This window comes from Mycobacterium sp. IDUB_28, assembly GCF_055419285.1.
Map to the genome: position 1 here is coordinate 298,699 of NZ_JBVAXK010000006.1, position 19,320 is coordinate 318,018.

General features: G+C 68.7%; 16 protein-coding genes. 6 read left to right on the forward strand and 10 right to left on the reverse strand.

Annotated features, from left to right (window positions below):
- Positions 1–25: 25 nt before the first annotated feature.
- The 4 genes from gatB to gatC form a co-directional block, all read right to left on the reverse strand.
- Complete coding sequence (gatB, locus tag ACZYZ9_RS15325; RefSeq protein WP_463827090.1) at positions 26–1,534, reverse strand: Asp-tRNA(Asn)/Glu-tRNA(Gln) amidotransferase subunit GatB; 1,509 nt, start codon at positions 1,532–1,534, stop codon at positions 26–28.
- 44 nt (positions 1,535–1,578) lie between these two features.
- Positions 1,579–2,610: an ATP-dependent 6-phosphofructokinase gene (locus ACZYZ9_RS15330; protein WP_463827091.1), complete on the reverse strand. Its 1,032-nt coding sequence runs from the start codon at positions 2,608–2,610 to the stop codon at positions 1,579–1,581.
- A gap of 111 nt (positions 2,611–2,721) precedes the next feature.
- Positions 2,722–4,206, reverse strand: coding sequence for an Asp-tRNA(Asn)/Glu-tRNA(Gln) amidotransferase subunit GatA (gene gatA / locus ACZYZ9_RS15335; protein WP_463827092.1), 1,485 nt, complete (start codon positions 4,204–4,206; stop codon positions 2,722–2,724).
- A complete protein-coding gene (gene gatC / locus ACZYZ9_RS15340) occupies positions 4,203–4,502 on the reverse strand; it encodes an Asp-tRNA(Asn)/Glu-tRNA(Gln) amidotransferase subunit GatC (RefSeq protein WP_463827093.1) in 300 nt (99 codons plus the stop codon). The genes gatA and gatC overlap by 4 nt, the downstream gene beginning before the upstream one ends.
- 118 nt (positions 4,503–4,620) lie before the next feature.
- On the opposite strand from gatC, the gene ACZYZ9_RS15345 reads away from it, so the two are divergent.
- From ACZYZ9_RS15345 to ACZYZ9_RS15355, 3 genes are all read left to right on the forward strand, one after another.
- Entirely contained in the window at positions 4,621–7,254 is a 2,634-nt protein-coding gene (locus ACZYZ9_RS15345; protein ID WP_463827094.1) for a protein kinase domain-containing protein, read from the forward strand.
- A gap of 44 nt (positions 7,255–7,298) precedes the next feature.
- On the forward strand, positions 7,299–7,955 hold the full coding sequence (locus ACZYZ9_RS15350; RefSeq protein ID WP_463827095.1) for an ACT domain-containing protein: 657 nt from the start codon (positions 7,299–7,301) through the stop codon (positions 7,953–7,955).
- 121 nt (positions 7,956–8,076) lie between these two features.
- Entirely contained in the window at positions 8,077–9,912 is a 1,836-nt protein-coding gene (locus ACZYZ9_RS15355; RefSeq protein ID WP_463827096.1) for a bifunctional diguanylate cyclase/phosphodiesterase, read from the forward strand.
- A 6-nt stretch (positions 9,913–9,918) separates the two neighbouring features.
- Here ACZYZ9_RS15355 and ligA read toward each other — a convergent pair whose 3' ends face one another.
- Entirely contained in the window at positions 9,919–12,006 is a 2,088-nt protein-coding gene (gene ligA, locus ACZYZ9_RS15360) for an NAD-dependent DNA ligase LigA (RefSeq protein WP_463827097.1), read from the reverse strand.
- A 92-nt stretch (positions 12,007–12,098) separates the two neighbouring features.
- Between ligA and ACZYZ9_RS15365 the strand changes: the two genes are divergently transcribed.
- Positions 12,099–12,725 (forward strand): TetR/AcrR family transcriptional regulator, encoded by a 627-nt coding sequence (locus ACZYZ9_RS15365; RefSeq protein WP_463827098.1) that lies wholly within the window; start codon positions 12,099–12,101, stop codon positions 12,723–12,725.
- On the opposite strand, the gene ACZYZ9_RS15370 is transcribed toward ACZYZ9_RS15365, so the two are convergent.
- A complete protein-coding gene (locus tag ACZYZ9_RS15370; protein WP_463827099.1) occupies positions 12,722–13,753 on the reverse strand; it encodes a uroporphyrinogen decarboxylase/cobalamine-independent methonine synthase family protein in 1,032 nt (343 codons plus the stop codon). The two genes, ACZYZ9_RS15365 and ACZYZ9_RS15370, sit on opposite strands and share 4 nt — an antisense overlap.
- 126 nt (positions 13,754–13,879) lie before the next feature.
- Here ACZYZ9_RS15370 and ACZYZ9_RS15375 point away from each other — a divergent pair, with 126 nt between their 5' ends.
- Positions 13,880–14,497 carry a sensor domain-containing protein gene (locus tag ACZYZ9_RS15375; RefSeq protein ID WP_463827100.1) on the forward strand — a complete coding sequence of 206 codons (618 nt, stop codon included), beginning with the start codon at positions 13,880–13,882 and terminating at the stop codon, positions 14,495–14,497.
- A gap of 16 nt (positions 14,498–14,513) precedes the next feature.
- On the opposite strand, the gene mnmA is transcribed toward ACZYZ9_RS15375, so the two are convergent.
- Together mnmA and ACZYZ9_RS15385 are read right to left on the reverse strand one after the other, a co-directional pair.
- Complete coding sequence (gene mnmA / locus ACZYZ9_RS15380; protein ID WP_463827101.1) at positions 14,514–15,596, reverse strand: tRNA 2-thiouridine(34) synthase MnmA; 1,083 nt, start codon at positions 15,594–15,596, stop codon at positions 14,514–14,516.
- Complete coding sequence (locus tag ACZYZ9_RS15385; RefSeq protein ID WP_463827102.1) at positions 15,596–16,774, reverse strand: cysteine desulfurase family protein; 1,179 nt, start codon at positions 16,772–16,774, stop codon at positions 15,596–15,598. Before ACZYZ9_RS15385 ends, mnmA begins: the two co-directional genes overlap by 1 nt.
- 114 nt (positions 16,775–16,888) lie before the next feature.
- Between ACZYZ9_RS15385 and ACZYZ9_RS15390 the strand changes: the two genes are divergently transcribed.
- A complete protein-coding gene (locus tag ACZYZ9_RS15390; protein ID WP_463827103.1) occupies positions 16,889–18,394 on the forward strand; it encodes a cryptochrome/photolyase family protein in 1,506 nt (501 codons plus the stop codon).
- On the opposite strand, the gene ACZYZ9_RS15395 is transcribed toward ACZYZ9_RS15390, so the two are convergent.
- Together ACZYZ9_RS15395 and ACZYZ9_RS15400 are read right to left on the reverse strand one after the other, a co-directional pair.
- Positions 18,391–18,771 (reverse strand): SRPBCC family protein, encoded by a 381-nt coding sequence (locus ACZYZ9_RS15395; RefSeq protein WP_463827104.1) that lies wholly within the window; start codon positions 18,769–18,771, stop codon positions 18,391–18,393. The two genes, ACZYZ9_RS15390 and ACZYZ9_RS15395, sit on opposite strands and share 4 nt — an antisense overlap.
- 25 nt (positions 18,772–18,796) lie before the next feature.
- The gene (locus ACZYZ9_RS15400) at positions 18,797–19,303 is read right to left on the reverse strand and encodes a DUF427 domain-containing protein (protein WP_463827105.1); all 507 of its coding nucleotides are present in this window, start codon (positions 19,301–19,303) and stop codon (positions 18,797–18,799) included.
- Positions 19,304–19,320: the final 17 nt, after the last annotated feature.

Below are 19,320 nucleotides of genomic sequence, written 5' to 3' on the forward strand. Positions count from 1 at the left end.
ACGCGTGTCCGGGCCGGAAAGCCGCCTACCCCTGTCCGCACGCCGCCAGCACGAGCTCGCGCACCCGTGCGGCATCGGCCTGTCCCCGGGTGGCCTTCATCACCGCACCCACGATCGCGCCGGCCGCGGCCACCTTGCCACCCCGGATCTTCTCCGCCACATCAGGATTGGCGGCCAAAGCCTCGTCGACTGCGGCCTGCGTCACCGAGTCGTCGCGCACCAGCTCCAGGCCGCGCGCCGACATCACCTGTGCCGGTTCACCTTCCCCGGCCAGCACCCCTTCGACCACCTCGCGAGCCAACTTGTTGGACAGCTTGCCCTCCTCGACCAGCGCGATGACCGCCGCGACCTGGGCCGGGGTGATGGGCAGTTCGTCGAGCCCGGTGCTGGCCTCGTTGGCCTTCTGCACCAGGAAGTTTCCCCACCACGATCGCGCCTCTTTGCTTGCTGCGCCGTGCTTGACGGTCGCAGCGACCAGCTCCACCGCACCGGCGTTGACCAGGTCGCGCATCACCTCGTCGGAGATGCCCCACTCGTCCTGAATTCGCTTGCGGCTCAACCACGGTAGTTCAGGGATGGTGTGGCGCAATCTCTCCACGAGCTCGCGGCTGGGCGCCACGGGCTCGAGGTCGGGTTCGGGGAAATACCGGTAGTCCTGCGCGGTTTCCTTCGCGCGACCCGGGCTGGTGTAGCCGGCCTCGTGGAAATGCCGGGTTTCCTGGACGATTTCGCCGCCGGCCAGCAGCACGGCGGCCTGACGCTGCATTTCGTAGCGCACCGCCACCTCGACGCTTTTCAGCGAGTTGACGTTTTTCGTCTCGGTGCGGGTGCCGAATTCGGCGGCGCCTTTGGCCATCAGCGACACGTTGGAGTCACAGCGCATCGAGCCCTGGTCCATCCGGACATCGGAGACGTCCAGCGATCGCAACACCTCGCGCAGCGCGGTGACGTAGGCCCGTGCGATCTGCGGTGCCCGGTCCCCAGCACCCACGATGGGTTTGGTGACGATTTCGATCAGCGGCACACCCGCCCGGTTGTAGTCGATCAGCGAGGTGGTGGCGCCGTGGATCCGGCCGGTCTCGCTGCCGATGTGGGTGAGTTTGCCGGTGTCCTCCTCCATGTGCGCGCGTTCGATCTCGACCCGCCAGGTGGTGCCGTCCTCCAGCGGCGCCTCCAGGTAACCGTTGATGGCGATAGGCTCGTCGTATTGCGAGATCTGGTAGTTCTTGGGCATGTCGGGGTAGAAGTAGTTCTTCCGGGCGAACCGGCACCACGGCACGATCTCGCAGTTCAGCGCCAGCCCGATGCGAATGGCCGACTCCACCGCAACCTGGTTGAGCACCGGCAGCGACCCGGGCAGACCCAGGCACACCGGGCACACCTGCGTGTTGGGCTCGCCGCCGAACACGTTGGCGCAGCCGCAGAACATTTTCGTGGCGGTGGACAGCTCGACGTGCACTTCCAGTCCGAGTACCGGGTCGAACTGTGCGATGACCTCGTCATATTCCAGCAGGTCAGCCCTAGCAATCGTCATGGACACCGATCCTAACGGTGACTGCGGGGGCGGTCCCGCCAGCGTCAGCCGAAGAAGGCGGCGGCGTCGTCGTAACGGCTTTCGGGCACCAATTTGAGTTGACGTACGGCGTCGGCCAGCGGAACCCGGCCGATGTCCTGGCCCCGCAGCGACACCATCTGTCCGTACTCGCCGGCGTGCGCCGCATCGGCGGCGTTGACCCCGAACCTGGTGGCCAACACCCGGTCGTAGGCCGTCGGAGAGCCGCCGCGCTGGACGTGACCCAGCACGGTCACCCGCACGTCCTTGTTGATGCGCTTCTCCACTTCCGATCCGAGTTGGGCCGCCACCCCGGTGAACTTTTCGTGGCCGAACTCGTCAATGCCGCCTTCGCGCAACGCAATTGAGCCTTCGACGGGCTTAGCGCCTTCGGCCACCACGCAGATGAAGTGCGAATCTCCGCGCTGGAAGCGACGTTTGACGAGACGACACACCTCCTCGACGTCGAAGGGTTGCTCGGGAATGAGCGTCATGTGCGCTCCGGAGGCCAGGCCGGCGTTCAGCGCGATCCATCCGGCGTGTCGTCCCATCACCTCGACCAGCATCACCCGCTGGTGGGATTCGGCCGTGCTGTGCAGCCGGTCGATGGCGTCGGTGGCCACCGTCAATGCGGTGTCGTGGCCGAAAGTGACGTCGGTGCAGTCGATGTCGTTGTCGATGGTCTTGGGCACACCGACCACCGGGACATTCTCCTGCGCGAGCCAGTGCGCGGCCGTCAGCGTGCCTTCGCCGCCGATCGGGATGAGCACGTCGATGCCGTTGTCGTCGAGGGTCTGCTTGACCTGGTCCAGCCCGGCCCGCAACTTGTCCGGATTCACCCGCGCGGTGCCCAGCATGGTTCCGCCCTTGGCCAGCAACCGGTCGTTGCGGTCGTCGTTCTTCAGTTGCATGCGCCGGTTCTCGAGCAGCCCACGCCACCCGTCCTGGAAGCCGACCACCGACGAGCCGTAGCGGGCGTCGCAGGTCCGCACGACCGCCCGAATGACAGCGTTGAGGCCGGGACAGTCGCCGCCGCCCGTCAGTACTCCGATGCGCATGGGTTCATCTTGCCCCGTGGCCCGGCTGATGGCGCGAGCAGACGCAGAATCGCATAGAAACCGCTGATTTCGTGCGATTCTGCGTCTGCTCGCCAACCGTCGGAGCGGCCCTCAGACAGCGGTGGGCAGCGGCCCGCGGGCGGCTTCGTAGGCGGCTCCGACCCGGTAGAGGCGGTCGTCGGCGAGAGCGGGCGCCATGATCTGCAGTCCTACCGGCAGGTTGTCGTCCGGGGACAGCCCGGACGGCACCGACATTCCGCAGTGGCCGGCCAGGTTCAGCGGCAACGTGCACAAGTCGAACAGATACATGGCCAGCGGGTCGTCCACCTTCTCCCCCAGCCGGAAGGCGGTCGTCGGCGTGGCCGGCGAGACCAGCACGTCGACGGACCGGTAGGCCTCGTCGAGGTCGCGGGCGATCAGCGTGCGGACCTTCTGCGCCTGGTTGTAGTAGGCGTCGTAGTATCCGGCGGACAACGCATAGGTGCCAATCATGATGCGGCGCTTCACTTCTGGCCCGAAGCCAGCCGCGCGGGTCAGTGCCATCACTTCTTCGGCACTGTGTGTGCCGTCGTCGCCGACCCGCAAGCCGTAGCGCATCGCATCGAAGCGCGCCAGGTTGCTCGACACCTCCGACGGCAGGATCAGGTAGTAGGCGGGCAACGCGTAGTCGAAGTGCGGACAGTCGACTTCGCTGACCTCGGCGCCCAGCGATGTGAGCTGCTCGACGGCGGCTTCGAACGACCTGAGCACCCCGGCCTGGTAGCCCTCGCCGCTGTGTAGCTGGCGGACCACGCCGACCCGCACGCCGTTGAGGTCACCGCTCGCACCGGCCTTGGCGGCGCCCACGACGTCGGGCACCTCGGCGTTGATCGAGGTGGAGTCGCGCGGGTCGTGACCGGCGATCACCTGATGCAGCAGCGCGGTGTCCAGGACGGTGCGCGCGCACGGTCCACCCTGGTCCAGCGACGACGCGCATGCCACCAGCCCGTACCGGGACACCGTGCCGTAGGTGGGTTTGACGCCGACGGTCGCGGTCAGCGCGGCGGGCTGGCGGATCGAGCCGCCGGTGTCCGAACCGATGGCCAGCGGTGCCTGAAATGCGGCCAGGGCCGCCGCGCTGCCGCCACCGGAGCCGCCGGGGACGCGTTCGACGTCCCACGGGTTGCGGGTCGGGCCGTAGGCGGAGTTCTCGGTCGACGAACCCATCGCGAACTCGTCCATGTTGGTCTTGCCCAGGATCGGGATGCCCGCGGCCCGCAGCCGGGCGGTCAGGGTGGCGTCGTACGGCGCTTGCCAGCCCTCGAGGATCTTCGAGCCGCAGGTGGTGGGCATGTCGGCGGTGGTGAAAACGTCCTTGAGGGCCAGCGGCACCCCGGCCAGTGCCGACGGCAGCTCCTCCCCGGCGGCCACCTTGTCGTCGACGGCGGCGGCGGCCGCCAGCGCGGCGTCGGCTGCGACGTGCAGAAATGCGCCGTACTGCGCGTCGGTGGCGGCAATCTGGTCCAGGCAGGCCCGGGTGAGCTCGGTCGACGACAGTTCTTTGGCGGCGATCTTGGCGGCCAGGGTGGCCGCGTCGAGCCGGATGATGTCCGTCACTGGCTCTCTCCGAGGATCTGCGGGACGGCGAAGCGCCCGTCGACGGCTTCGGGTGCCGCGGCAAGCGCCTGCGGCTGGGTCAAGGACGGTCGGGGCTCATCCGGCCGGGTGACGTTGACGTCCTTGAGCGGGTTGTCGGTGGCTTCCACGCCGGTGACGTCGACGGCCTGGATCTGGCTGACGTGGTTGATGATGGCGTCGAGTTGACCGGCGAAACTGTCCAGCTCGGAGTCGGTCAGTGCAAGCCGAGCCAGCCGGGCCAGATGGGCCACCTCGTCGCGAGAGATCTGGGACACGAGCGAAAAGCCTAACCTCCGGCGACGATGCATCCCGGCACGGGATGTTGAGCAGCCGGAGGACGCGGCTACGGCGTTACCCTCGTCATGGATCACACCGAGCATCGGATCGATAGTCGTGCGAACAGACCTCGGGCATTACCGCCTGCTCCGGCCGCTGGCCCGGTCGCGCTGCGAAGTGTACGAGGCCGAGAACACGATCAGCGGGCAGCGGGTCGCCCTGAAGATCCTGCCGACGCGCCGCGCGCCCGACACGCTGCGCGCGCAGTTGCGCCAGGACATGACCATCACGGTGCAGCTGCGCGACGAACCTCATCTCGTTCCCGTCGACGAGTGGGGCGAACTCGACGGCCGGTTCTACCTGCAGATGCCGCTGCTGGCCGGTAGCGATCTGCAGACCCTGCTGGACCGCGACGGTCCACTCGAACCGGCGGCAGCAGCCGACCTGGTGGATCAGCTCGCCGCGGCACTGGAGGCCGCGCACCGGGCCGGTCTGATCCACACCGGGATCGCACCGCAGAACATCCTGGTCGGGGACGACGGTTCGGCGTATCTGCTGGGTCTCGGTTACCGCGATTTCCTTGCGCAATGCGAGGCGTACGACGACGTTCTGGACCCGGGCCACACGCTCGCCGATGCCCGGATCGGTTGGCCCCCTGAACAGTTCACCGGCAACGGGCTGTCCGAGCGCGCCCATGTCTACGCCCTGGCCGCGGTGGCGTATGCCTGCCTGACCGGCGCGCCCGCCGACCGGGCCGGCACTGCGACGCCCAGCCAGCTGCGCGCGAGCCTGCCCACGGCCGTCGACGACGTGGTGAATCGGGGCATGTCCCGGGATCCCGCGGATCGCTTCGCCACTGCGACACATCTGGCCCACGCGATCCGCGACGCACTGGTCGACCCGCACGTCGACGAGCCGCCGGCACAGTTCGGGCAGTATCGGTTGCTGCGGCGACTGCCGGGCCGGCGCCATGCGTGTTACGAGGCCGAGGACACCACCACCTCGGCGCGGGTTGCGGTACAGATGTTCAGGGCACGCGATGCCGACGATCCCCTGGTGCGTCGGGTGAAGCGCGAGGTGAGCATGGCGACGCTGGTGCTGCGGCCGCTCGGGGAGCCACAGCTCGTGCTGGTCGATCACGTCGGTGAGGTCGACGGCCAGTTCTACGTGCAGCTGCCCTACATCGAAGGCGTGGCGCTGGGCACGTTGCTGGATCGGTACGGACCGCTGAGCCCGTCGCGGGCCGTACAGGTCGTCAGCCACATCGCGGGTGCGCTCGACGCGGTGCACGGCGCGGTGCCGCTACCGGGAGCGGTGGTGCCGGATCGGATTCTGGTGAGCCGACACCACCTGGCTTACCTGATGTGCGAACCGGTATTGCAGGACGACGATCCCGACTCGAGTCCCCTCGACAGCGAACCGCCTGTCTTCGGGTATCTGGCTCCGGAACGCTTCCAGACCGGCGACCGCACCAATGCCGGGGACCGGTATTCGCTGACGTGCATCCTGTACGCGTGCCTCACGGGTGTGTCGCCGTTCGGCGGCAGCGCCGCAGAGCAGATCCGTGGACTGCTCGCCAACGACGCGCCCAGACCCAGCGAGGTGAACACGTGGGTGCCGCGCACCTTCGATGCGGTGATCGCGCGCGGCATGGCCAAAGACCCGCAGCAGCGCTACCAGAGCGCGGGAGAGCTGGCGGCGGCTGCCCGCGCAGCGCTGGAGTCGGTGGCAGCGCCGACGATGGAGGAAGCCATCCCGCTTCCTACCGCGGAGATCTCCGCGGTCACCGTCCCGCTGCAGCTGCCGGGCTGTGGCGTGTGCGGCCACGGCGTTGTCGTCGACAGCGGCCGGTCGCAGGCCGACGAGTTGTTGTGCGAGAGCTGCCGACGGCAGGGATTGCCGGGCGAGTTGGTTCGACGCCTGCAGGGCGCCTCGGACGAGCCGGTGACCGTCGCCGGTTTCGTGTTGCTGGAGACGCTGGACCGGGGCGGCGGACCCGGCCAGCTGTTTCGCGCCCGCAAGCAGGTCACCGGGGACATCTGCGTGTTGCGCGTGGTGGCGAAGACCGCGGTAGCCCCCGACGAGGCCCGGCGGTCGGCGCCATTGGCGGACCTGTCGGGCTTGCGCAACCCCAACGTCGTCGCCCTGCAGGAAGCCATACCGCTCGGCGAGTTCCTGTTGGTCGTCTCGGAATACTGCCCGGGTGACACGGTGCAGGGACTCGTCCGGCGGCTGGGCCGGCTCTCGGTCCGCCAGGCGATGTCAGTGGTCCTGCCGTGCCTGGACGGGATCGACGCGGCGCACAGCTTCATGCGCAGCGACGGCTCGATGGGCGTCATGCACCGCAACATCACCCCGGCCAGCCTGCTGCTGACCTGGACCGGCCCGCATCCGGTGACCAAGATCGCCGACTTCGGCTTCGCCACGCCGACACCGCCGGACCCGGAGTTCACCCCGCGGCCGCAGGTGGTCCGACCCGACCGGTCGGCCCGGGACGTCGACACCTGGCGGATGGGCGCCTGCCTGTACTACATGCTGTCCGGCGCGGCGCCCCGGCAGCCTTCGGACAGCAGAGATCCCGCCGAGGTCGTGATGAGCACGACAGCTACGCCGATCCGCCGGCTGAACCTCGAGGTGCCGCCGCGACTCGCGGCCGTGATCGACGACGCCGTGACCGACGCTCCGCACATCAGCATCCCGACGGCCAGCCACCTCGCGGCGGCGCTGCGCGCAGCGATGCGCTTCAGCTGAGAGCCGACATGCCCTCGCGGCTCGGCTGTGCAACAGTGTTGGCCGTGCCGTCGTATCTGTTGCGCATCGAGTTGATCGACCGACCAGGCAGTCTGGGGTCGCTCGCGGTTGCACTCGGTTCGGTGGGGGCCGACATCCTGTCGTTGGACGTGGTGGAGCGCAGTTCGGGGTATGCCATCGACGATCTGGTGATCGAGCTGCCGGCGGGTTCCATGCCGGACACGCTGATCACCGCCGCCGAAGCGCTGCCCGGGGTGCGGGTGGACAGCGTCCGCCCGCATACCGGACTGCTGGAGGCGCACCGCGAGCTGGAACTTCTCGACTTGGTGGCCGCGGCCGGTGGCCCGGAGGCAAAACTGCAGGTGCTGGCCGATCACGCTCCCCGAATCCTGCGGGTGGGCTGGTGCACGGTGTTGCGCAGCACACAGGGCAAGCTGCAGCGACTGGCCGCCAGCGCCGGAGCGCCGGAGACCCGCGCCGACGCTGCTCCCTGGTTGCCGATCGAGCGCGCCGCGGCGTTGGACGGTGGCGCCGACTGGGTCCCGCCGGCCTGGCGGGACCTGGACACCACCATGGCCGCCGCGCCGTTGGGTGACCCGCAGACGGCGGTGGTGCTGGGCCGGCCGGGCCCGGAGTTTCGCCCGTCGGAGGTAGCTCGGCTGGGCTACCTCGCAGGCATTGTCGCGACGATGTTGCGCTGACGACCTGCGACTCGGTCGTCCTGGTCGCGCTGTGGCGCTATATTGAGGTTCCCATCCAGGCGGGGCGAGACTTTGCTGCAAGCGCAGCGAACTGTGCGACAGGCAACGCGGCAAGGAACCGATGGACAGCTCCGCTCCTCTCAGTCTGAACGCGATCATCACCGCGGTCGCCACCAAACTCCTGGGTGCGACCACCGGCAACGCCGCGCAGATCAGCACCGAGGTGCTGGCCGACCTGGTGAGTTTCCTCGATGTCGACGTGAGTTTCCTGCGGCACAACGACCACAGCATTCATGCGACGGTGTTGGTGGCCGAATGGCCGCAGCGGCCGAACATCCCGGATCCGGACCCGCTGCACACCATCTACTTCGCCGACGCCGACCCGATTTTCGCGATGGCGGAAAACGCCAAGAAGCCGGTGCTGCTGCGGCCTGACGCCCAGAGCGACGTATACCGGCGAATCGTCGCGGAGGCCACCGGCATACCGGCTGTCTCGGCGGCGTGCTTCCCGTTGTTGTCCGGTGACGTCACCACCGGCGTGCTCGGTTTTGTGAAACTGGGCGACCGCCGGTGGGACGACGACGAGATCAATGCGATGACCATCATCGCCACAATGTTCTCCCAGGTCCAAGCCCGGATAACCGTCGAAGACCGGTTGACCTACCAGGCCGCGCACGACGACCTGACAGCGCTGCCCAACCGGCAGAGTCTGCTGGCGCACCTCGACGGGCGGCTGGCCGGCGATGACGGACCGGTGGCGGTGCTGTCCTTCAATCTCGACCGGCTCAAAGCCATCAACGACTATCTGGGCCGCGCGGCCGGGGACCAGTTCATCCGCGATTTCGCGACCGAGACCCGGGCGGCGTTGCAGGGTCGGGGCCTGATCGCCCGGGTCGGAGGTGACGACTTCGTGGTGGTGCCCACGGCGACGATGGACCTGGCGCAGGCGCGACGACTGGCGGAGGACCTCAGTGTTCGGCTCACCGACCACGTGCGGGTGGACGGCGAGATTCTCAATCGCACCGTCAGCGTCGGCGTTGCATTCGGTACGCCCGGCAAAGATTCCAGCCTGAGTTTGCTGCGGTACGCCGACGAGGCGCTGTCGGCAGCCAAGGCGTCCGGGGAGCGGATCGGCGTCTTCTCCCCCGAGATGCTCAGCCGGCGGGAGTTGCGCGCCGAGATGGAATTGCATCTGCAGCACGCCATCGAAACCGGCGCACTGACCGTCGTCTACCTGCCTGAAGTTCACATGGTGACGGGCAACATCCTGGCGGTGGAGGCGTTGGTGCGCTGGCAGCACCCGACGCGGGGGCTGCTGTTGCCCGACCTGTTCATTCCGGTCGCGGAATCGTTGAACCTGGCCGGGCAACTCGGTGAGTGGGTGCTCAACGCCGCGTGCGCCGACATGGCGCGCTGGCGGGCGGCCGGGGTGGGGGCCGCCACCATGCTGCGTGTCAATGTCTCGCCGGCCCAGCTGGTGGCGCACGACCTGGTGCGCGCGGTGGACCGCGCGATCAGCCGGTGCGGACTCGACGGCACCGCGATCGGCCTGGAGATCACCGAGAGCATGCTGATCAGAGACCTGGTCAGCACGAGAACAGTGCTGAGCGGGCTCACCGATATGGGGATCGACATCGCCATCGACGACTTTGGCACCGGGTTCAGCGGGATGGGCCTGCTCAGAACGCTGCCGGTGAGCACGTTGAAAATCGACCGGGGGTTCGTTCACGATCTGGAGACCAACAGCGACGATCTGGCGATCGTGCGCGCGGTCCTTGGCCTCGCTCAGGCCCTGGACCTCAACGTCGTCGCCGAGGGCGTCGAGACCGCAGGCGCGGCCCGAGCCCTGCTCGATCTGGGCTGCTTCCGCGCCCAGGGCTTCCTGTTCAGCCCGCCGCTGACCGCGGCGGCCACCCAGCGACTGCTGACCGTGGGCTCGGTGCGCACCGATTTCTGAGTGCGTTCAGTCGGCGCCGCCTTCCTCGACGGCCGGCCCCTCAGCCAGCAACTTTCGGAAACCGTCCTCGTCGAGCAGGGGTACCCCGAGTTCGACGGCCTTGTCGTACTTCGACCCGGGCGCGTCGCCGGCGACCACGTAGGAAGTCTTCTTCGACACCGAGCCGGCCGCCTTGCCGCCGCGGGACACGATGGCTTCCTTGGCCTCGTCGCGCGAGAAACCGGTCAGCGAACCGGTGACGACGATGGTGAGCCCCACCAGATTGCGCGGCACACTGTCGTCGCGCTCGTCGGCCAGCCGCACCCCGGCCGCCCGCCATTTCTCGACGATCTCGCGATGCCAGTCGACGGTGAACCACTCGGTGACCGCGGCCGCGATGGTGGGCCCCACCCCCTCCACCGCGGCGAGTTGCTCGGTGGACGCGGCGACGATCTCGTCCAGGCTGCCGAACTCAGTGGCCAGGGCGCGAGCCGCGGTCGGACCGACATGCCGGATCGACAGCGCCACCAACACCCGCCACAACGGCGCGGCCTTGGCCTTGTCCAGGTTGGCCAGCAGCCGTTTGCCGTTGGCCGACAGACCGCCGGCCTTGGTACGGAACAAGTCGGTACGCAGCAGGTCCTCTTCGGTGAGATCGAACAGGTCGCCCTCACTGTCGACCACATGCGCCCCCAGCAACGCCACACCCGCTTCGTAGCCCAGCCCTTCGATGTCCAGGGCGTTGCGGCTGGCGACGTGAAAGATCCGCTCCCGCAACTGCGCCGGGCAACGCTGGGTGTTGGGGCACCGGATGTCGGCGTCGCCTTCCTTGGCTGGCGCCAGCGTAGTTCCGCATTCGGGACACGTTGTGGGCATGAGGAATTCGCGCTCGGAGCCGTCCCGCAGATCGACCACGGGGCCCAGCACCTCGGGGATGACGTCGCCGGCTTTGCGGATCACCACGGTGTCACCGATCAGCACACCCTTGCGTTTGACCTCCGAGCCGTTGTGCAGGGTCGCCTGGGACACCGTCGAACCGGCGACCTTGACCGGTGTCATCCAGGCGAACGGCGTCACCCGCCCGGTGCGGCCCACATTGACCCGGATGTCGAGCAGCTTGGTCTGAGCTTCCTCGGGCGGATATTTGTAGGCGATCGCCCAGCGCGGAGCCCGCGACGTGGCGCCCAGCCGCCGCTGCAGGGCCACTTCGTCAACCTTGATGACGACGCCGTCGATCTCGTGGGCCACCTCGTGCCGGTGCTCACCCCAGTAGTCGACGCGCTCTTGCACGCCGTCGAGGTCGTCGACCAGCGCGGTGTGGTCCGACACCGGCAGTCCCCATCCCTTGAGCGCCAGGTACGCGTCGTGCTGGGTGGGCGGGCGGAAGCCTTCGGTGTGACCCAGGCCGTGGCAGATCATCCGCAGCTTGCGGCGCGCGGTGACGGCCGGATCCTTCTGGCGCAACGATCCCGCCGCGCTGTTGCGCGGATTGGCGAACGGCGGCTTGCCGTCTTCGACGAGGCTGGCGTTGAGCGCCTGGAAATCATCCACCTGGAAGAACACCTCACCGCGTACTTCGAGCACGTCGGGGACCGGGTAACGATCGTCGGCGGTGAGCCGGTGCGGGACGTCGTCGATGGTGCGTGCGTTGTTGGTGACGTCTTCGCCGGTGCGCCCGTCACCCCGGGTCGCCGCGCGGGTCAACCGGCCGTTGCGGTACACCAGCGACAAGGCCACGCCGTCGATCTTGAGCTCACACAGGTAGTGCGCCGCGTCGCCGACCTCGGCGTGCACGCGGGCGGCCCAAGCGGCCAGTTCCTCGCTGCTGAACGCGTTGTCGAGGCTGAGCATCCGTTCCAGGTGCTCGGCGGCTTCGAAGTCGGTGGCGAATCCGGCGCCGCCGACCAGCTGGGTGGGCGAATCGGGAGTACGCAGCTCGGGATGCTCGGTCTCGAGCGCTTCCAGCTTGCGCAACAACACGTCGAACTCCGCGTCGGTGATGATCGGCGCGTCGCGCACGTAGTACCGGAACTGGTGTTCACGGACCTCCTCAGCCAGGTCCTGCCACTGCCGCAGGATTTCGGGGGCAGTCTGGTCGGCTGCTGAGGAGCTCACTCTCGCAGGCTAACCGAGCGCTCCGACACGTCGCCCGGCAACAGACCGCCGCAGCTGGACAGGTCCTCGGACGGTCCGACTACAGTTTGACGATGGCACCGCGACGCCCACCGACCCGGGCGGCAGCTGAGGCCGGCAGGCCGGTGGCGGGCGACGATCTCGAAGACCGCATCCTCGACGCAGCGCTGGCGGAGTACATGGACTTCGGCATCCATCGGTCGAGCATCGACAGCGTGGCCAGACGACTCGGTGTCGACCCCAGGACCGTGACGCAGAAGTTCACCAAGGCTTCGCTGGCCGACGCGGTGATGGTGCGCGAGGCGCGGCGTTACCTGGCCAACGTGGGCCAGCGCATCGCCGGGGACACCCTCCGCGCCCGAGTCGAGGAAGGTTTCGTCGCCGGCGTCTCCCGTCGCCGCGAACAGCACATCCTGCAGGCGCTGCTCGACCGCGACCCGGTGGCGGCGATGGCATTCCTGGTAGGTCCCGACGCGGGCCGGCTGCTGGAATACGCGACCGAAGTCACCCGCAGAGCACTCGCAGAGGCGCCGGACGCGTCCGCGTACACCGCGGCCAGCCTGGACGCCGCCGCGCTCGCCATGATTCGGCTGGCGCACTCGATGTCCAACGCCCCACCGGATCGCGAGATGGACGACCACTATCTACGCTCGATCGCCCGCAGCGTCCTGCTGCCGATCCTGATGCCGGTCTGCCGCTAGTCGCCGATCTGGTCGGGATCGTCGGCGAACGCTTCAGCGGCCCGGCGAGCAAGCTCAATGGCAGTGCGCGCCCACTCCGACGTGGCGTCCGCCAGGCCGCAAGCCGGAGTGACGCCCACCCGGTCCCGCAAGGCCGCACGCCCGAACCCGAGCCGGTCGACCACGCCGACCAGGGCGACCGCGACCTCCTCGGCGGACGGCCGCCGCTCCGGGGCGGCAGCGGGCACCACGCCCAGCAGGATGCCACGACCCGAGTCGACCAAGGCCGCGATGGCGTCCAAGTCGGCGGCCTTGAGCGTGCCGACATCCACCGACACCGCGCTGAACTGACTGCGCTGCAACAGATTCCAAGGCAGGTCCGGGGCACAGCTGTGCAGCAGCGCGTCCCCGCCGACCGCCTGCACGCAGGTGTTCAGCAGGTCGGCGGCAACAGTTTCGTCGAGCGGGCGGACCGGACTCAGTGCCGTCACCCCGGTCAGGCCCCCGCCCAGTGCGGTCGGCAGCGTCGGTTCGTCGAACTGGACCACCACCGGCGTGTCGAGGCGGCGCGCCAGCGTCGCGCGATGGCGGGCTACGCCCTCGGCCAACGAAGCGGCCAGGTCCCGTAGTGCGCCGGGATCGGTGATCGCGCGGTGGCCGTTGCTGAGCTCCAGCCCGGCGGCCAGCGTGACCGGTCCCGGAGCCTGCACTTTGACCACCCGGTCGCCGCCACGCAGACCTGCTGTCTCCCAGGCCTCCTCCAGCGCATCCATGTCCTCGTCCAGCAGGCTGATCGCGCGGCGCGTCACCGCGCCCGGGCGCGCCACCACGCGGTAGCCGCGCGGCACCGTGTCGACGGCAACGTCGACCAGCAGCGCGCCCGCGCGTCCGATCAGGTCGGCACCCACTCCCCTGCCGGGCAACTCGGTCAGATGGGCCATCGCACCCGCCAGTTCGCCGACGACGACCTCTGCGGCCCGGCGCGCGACAGTCCCGGGCCAGGAGCCGATCCCGGTGGCCTTGACCGGCAGGTCCGCGAAAACACTCACCGGCCAACCGTATTCGACTTCGCTTTGCGCACCGGCTGGCAGGGGTGTTTAGTGCGTTGCACGGGTCGCGATTTTCCGTCCGCCAACAGGCGGCGCGCGGGTAGGTTTGACGCAGAAGGGTGGCAGATGGCCAGACTGCTGTGGTGTTGCGCGCTGTTGCTGACCGCCGCGTGTACCCGGGTGGTGGCCGGCGAAGCGTTGCCCAAGTTCGACGCCGTCCCGGTCGGGGTGCTCGACGCGGGCGCGGTGCTGCTGGACCAGTCGCGGATGCGCGCCATCACCGGCGCGGGTGAGCATCTGACGATCATCCCGTCGATGGACGGCAGATACCCCGTCGACGTCGACAGCCTCGCTGCCACCGCACCGCCGGAGTGCCGCTTCGTGTTCGCCGAGACCGCCACCTTCGGCCCGGAAGTGAAGGCGTTTCACAAGACGACGTTTCAGGACCCGCCACAGGGCCGGTTGATCTCGGAGGGCGCGGCGAGCTACACCGACACCGACACCGCCCGACGCGCGTTCGACGCGTTGGTGGCCACCGTCGACAGTTGCGCGGCCAGTTCGATGGGCTGGCTGCTCGTCGACGACTGGAAGGCCGGTGCCGACTCGCTGCGGATGCGGCCGGGCAACTGCGGCCGTGACTACCGGGTGCTCTCGGTGGCGTTGCTGGAAGTCACCTTCTGCGGCTTCCCGGAATCGGTGTCGGAGATCGTGCTGACGAACATCGCTGCCAACGTGCCCGGCTGACCATCCGGCCGCCCGATCACGACCCCCGGGACGTAGCCGCGATAGTCGCGCTGCCGATCACCTCGTCGCCGTCGGGGTCGGGACGGTAAAGCACCAGGGTCTGCCCGCGCGCCACCCCGCGCAACGGGGCACGCAACTGCACGACGAGTTCGTCGTCCACCAATTCTGCTACCGCACTGGTGATTTCACCGTGTGCCCGGACCTGGACCTCGCACTCGATCGGGCCGGACGGCGGGTGGCCGCCGGTGAAGACCGGCTCCCGGCCGGTCACTGCCAGCACGTCGAGGTCGGCCACGTTGCCGACGTGCACCGTCGCGGTGTCGGCGTCGATGGCCGTCACATACCGCGGCCGGCCGTCCGGGCCGGGTCCGGCGATGCCCAGCCCCTTGCGCTGCCCGATGGTGAACCCGTGCACGCCGTCGTGCTCGGCCACTACGGTCCCGTGCTGGTCCACCACGCTGCCCGGACGGACGCCGATCCGGGCGCCCAGGAACGCCTGGGTGTTGCCGGACGGGATGAAACAGATGTCGTGACTGTCCGGTTTGTCGGCGACGGCCAGGCCACGGCGCGATGCCTCGGCGCGGATCTGCGCCTTGGGGGTGTCGCCGATCGGAAACGCCGCGTGCCGCAATTGCGCGGCACTGAGCACGGCCAGCACATAGGACTGGTCCTTGGCACGGTCGACAGCGCGGCACAGTCGGCCGTCGGCGAGTCGCGCGTAATGCCCGGTGACAACCGTGTCGAAGCCGAGTGCCAATGCACGCGCCGACAGTGCCGAGAACTTGATCTGCTGATTGCACCGCACGCAGGGATTCGGAGTTTCCCCGCGGGCGTAGGACGCCACGAAATCGTCGATCACATCCGCCTGGAACTTCTCGGCGAAATCCCAGACGTAGAACGGTATTCCGAGTACATCGGCCACCCGGCGCGCATCGGCGGCGTCTTCCTTGGAACAGCAGCCCCGGGATCCGGTGCGCAGGGCGCCCGGCGCGGTTGACAGCGCCAGATGCACGCCCACGACGTCATGTCCGGCATCGACCATGCGGGCGGCGGCGACCGAGGAGTCGACGCCACCGCTCATTGCGGCGAGGACCTTCATTACGAAAGCCCCGCTGCGGCCAAAGCCGCCCGGCGCGCCCGCGCCACCGCGGCGGGCAGCACCTGCAGCGCGGCATCGACGTCAGCGTCGACGCTGCTGTGCCCCAACGACAGTCGCAACGACCCACGGGCACTGGCCGGATCGGCGCCCATCGCGAGCAACACGTGCGAGGGCTGCGCGACACCGGCCGTGCAGGCCGACCCCGTCGAGCATTCGATTCCGTTGGCGTCCAACAGCATCAGCAATGCGTCGCCTTCACACCCGCGAAAGGTGAAGTGCGCGTTGCCCGGCAGTCGCAGCGGATCGAGGGCGCCGTTGAGGTGGACGTCGTCGATCTCGGCGAGCACACCCGCCACCAGGCGATCGCGCAATGCGCGCAGCCTCGCGCTATTGACTTGCAGTCCGTCCACGGCGAGGCGGGCGGCGGTGGCCATTCCGACCGCCCCCGCGACATCCGGTGTGCCGGAACGGATATCGCGCTCTTGACCGCCGCCATGCAATTGCGGCACACAACTGACGTCGCGCCGCAGCAGCAGCGCACCCATCCCCGGCGGGCCGGCGAACTTGTGCGCGGCCACGCTCATCGCCGACAAGCCGCTGGCCGCGAAATCGACCGGCAACTGGCCGACGGCCTGGACAGCGTCGCTGTGCATGGGAACGCCGAATTCGGCGGCGACCGCGGCCAGCTCGGCGACCGGCATGACCGTGCCGACCTCGTTGTTGGCCCACATCACCGATACCAGCGCCACGTCTTCGTGGGTCTCTAGCTCCGCGCGCAGATCGGCGGCGGACACCGAGCCGTCGGGCGCGGTCGGCAGCCAGCTCACTTCGGCGCCTTCGTGCTCGGCCAGCCAGTTCACCGAGTCCAGCACCGCGTGGTGTTCGACCTCGGTGGTGATGATGCGCCGCCGGCCCGGCTCCGCGTCGCGGCGGGCCCAGAAGATCCCCTTGACGGCCAGGTTGTCGCTTTCGGTCCCGCCGGCGGTGAACAACACTTCGGAGGGACGCGCGCCCAGCTTGTCGGCAACCAGCTCACGGGACTCTTCGACCCGGCGGCGCGCCGCCCGGCCCGCGGTGTGCAGCGACGCGGCGTTGCCGACGGTGCCCAGGACGGCCGTCATCGCCTCGATGGCGGCGGGGTGCATCGGGGTGGTGGCGGCGTGATCGAGGTAGACCATGACCCGGCTTACGATACCGGCCTGTCCGGGCGACGACGCAGGCCGCAGCGGCCGCAGCCGGCCGTAGGGTGAAGAAGTGCCCAGCCCAGCCCCGCCCGCGCAACCCGAACTTCCGTGACCGACCGATCCGAGGCTGACGGCGCCCGGGAAACCCGGCGCTGGTGTTTTGCCGACCAACTCGGCCCGCACTTCCTCGACAGACCCGATCAGCTCGCGCTGCTGATCGAGTCCAGGGCGGTGTTCGAACGACGGCGTTTCCATCGCCGCAAGGCCCATCTGGTGCTCTCCGCGCTACGGCATCGCGCCGCCGAACTCGGCGGGCAGGCCGTGTTCCTGCAGACCCGCACCTACCGTGAAGCCCTCGCACAGGTTGACGGCCCGCTCAGCGTGTGCCAGCCCACGTCGTGGGCCGCGGACCGATTCGTGCGTTCGCTGCCGTCGGTCGAGGTGTTGCCGGCCCGCGGCTTCTGCACCACCGGCGACCAGTTCGAACGGTGGGCGGGCGGCCAGCGCACGCTGCGGCTGGAGAACTTCTACCGCAGCGCGCGCCGCCGGTTCGATCTGCTGATGGACGGCGACGAACCGGTCACCGGTCGATGGAACTTCGATGCCGACAATCGGGAGCCCGCGCCGAAGAACGAACCAGCCCTGGGGGTGCCCGCCCCGTGGCGGCCCGACGAGGACGAGATCGACGAACAGGTCCGCGCGGATCTGGACCGCTGGGAACGCGACGGCGAGGTCGCGTTCGTCGGATCCGACGGCCCCCGCGAATTCGCCGTCACCGCAACCGAAGCCCAGCAGTCGCTCGAGGTGTTCCTCCGGGATCGGTTGCCGCACTTCGGTCCGCACGAAGACGCCATGCTCGCCGGTGACCGTTTCATGGCGCACAGCCTGCTCTCGGCCCCGATGAACCTGGGCCTGCTGGATCCGCTGCAGTGCGCCTATGCCGCCGAGGACGCCTACCGGGACGGCACTGCGCCGTTGGCAAGCGTGGAGGGTTACATCCGCCAACTCATCGGCTGGCGCGACTACATCTGGCACGTCTATTGGCATTTCGGCCGAAATTACCGCCGCCGCAACGCATTACATGCCCACGCCGCTCTCCCGGACTGGTTCGCCGAATTGGACGCCGACGCCGTCGAAGCGCACTGCCTCAGGGACGTACTGGCCCAGGTCCGCGACCACGGCTGGGTGCACCACATCCCGAGGCTGATGGTGCTGTCCAACTATGCGCTGCAACGGGGTTGGCACCCGAGTGCGGTCACCGACTGGTTTCACCGTTGTTTCGTCGACGGCTACGACTGGGTGATGGTCGCCAATGTCGTTGGCATGTCATTGCACGCGGACGGCGGGTTGATGGCGACCAAGCCGTACGCCGCGGGCGGGGCATACATCAACCGGATGAGCGACTATTGCGGTGGCTGCCGGTATCGTCCCGGTGTCCGCGTCGGCGACGACGCCTGCCCGTTCACTGCCGGGTATTGGTCCTTCCTGTCCCGGAATAGCGAAGCGCTGCAGGGCAACCACCGGATGAAGCAGCCGCTGGCCGGCCTGGGCCGGCTCAAGGATCTCGACGAAGTACTGGCCCAGCAGCGTGGAATGGGCAATCGCCCACCTTAATTGGCGGCCAGTAGCAACTTTTCGATGCGATGCAGCGCCAGCGCACACACCGTCAGGTACGCCGACGCCCACCACGGCGCGCTGAATGTGACCCGCGCTCCGCCCTCGGTCGGGTCGACGCGGTGTGACGTCGCGGGGATACCGGCGACCTTCCACGCCCAGAATCTGCCCGGCTGGAACTCGGTGACCAGGAACGGCACTCGCACCAGCAGCGATGTCTGAACCACACCCGCTGCTCCCAGCGCGAGCTCGGAGTACAGCGGGTCCAGTTCGGCGCCGCTGATCGAAGGCCCCCATTTGGGCCATGCGTCCAGATCGACCAGGAGCTGCCAGGCCGCCTCGCGCGACGCGGATATGGTTCGGTGCACACTGAGCATCTGCAGGGGTTTCCCCGCTGCGCGGCTACCAACCGCTCGATCCCGCAATTCCCTTGAACGGACCGGCAATCCGGCTGGTGATCCAGCCACCGTAGAAGCCGCCGGGTTGCGGAGTCACCTCCTCGCCGTCCACCGTGCACCGGTCCACCCGGGCCGCCAGCACCGCGATCGCGTGCGCGATCGCGGCGAACGGCGCTGTCGGCCGCTCGTAGGTCCATGCCGCGCCCGGTGCCTGCCGTTGGGCGGTCACCAGGTCGAAGTAGCTGGCCCGGCCCTTCCATTCGCACCAGGACGCCCCGGGGGCCGGATGTAGCGCGCCTTCGACGAAGGCCTCGCGGGGCAGGTAGTACGTCGGCGGGTGACTGGTCTCCAACACCCGCCACGAACGGGTTACCCTGGCGATGGTCTGACCACCCAGTTCGATGGTTATCGAGCCGGTGAAAACGTCCAGCCGCGGCGGCCGCGGATAGTCCCACACCGATTCCTGTCCGGGTCCCGCAGGATCGGGCTGCGGCCAACGACTCAGCACCATCGCCCCATTGTCCATGC

Bases quoted from the DNA above. Each gene is read 5' to 3' on its own strand.
- gatB (WP_463827090.1), bottom strand. From the start codon at position 1,534: ATGACGATTGCTAGGGCTGACCTGCTGGAATATGACGAGGTCATCGCA.
- ACZYZ9_RS15375 (WP_463827100.1), top strand. From the start codon at position 13,880: ATGGCCAGACTGCTGTGGTGTTGCGCGCTGTTGCTGACCGCCGCGTGT.
- ACZYZ9_RS15365 (WP_463827098.1), top strand. From the start codon at position 12,099: ATGGCACCGCGACGCCCACCGACCCGGGCGGCAGCTGAGGCCGGCAGG.
- ACZYZ9_RS15395 (WP_463827104.1), bottom strand. From the start codon at position 18,771: ATGCTCAGTGTGCACCGAACCATATCCGCGTCGCGCGAGGCGGCCTGG.
- ACZYZ9_RS15355 (WP_463827096.1), top strand. From the start codon at position 8,077: ATGGACAGCTCCGCTCCTCTCAGTCTGAACGCGATCATCACCGCGGTC.
- ACZYZ9_RS15330 (WP_463827091.1), bottom strand. From the start codon at position 2,610: ATGCGCATCGGAGTACTGACGGGCGGCGGCGACTGTCCCGGCCTCAAC.
- ACZYZ9_RS15385 (WP_463827102.1), bottom strand. From the start codon at position 16,774: ATGGTCTACCTCGATCACGCCGCCACCACCCCGATGCACCCCGCCGCC.
- mnmA (WP_463827101.1), bottom strand. From the start codon at position 15,596: ATGAAGGTCCTCGCCGCAATGAGCGGTGGCGTCGACTCCTCGGTCGCC.
- ACZYZ9_RS15400 (WP_463827105.1), bottom strand. From the start codon at position 19,303: ATGGTGCTGAGTCGTTGGCCGCAGCCCGATCCTGCGGGACCCGGACAG.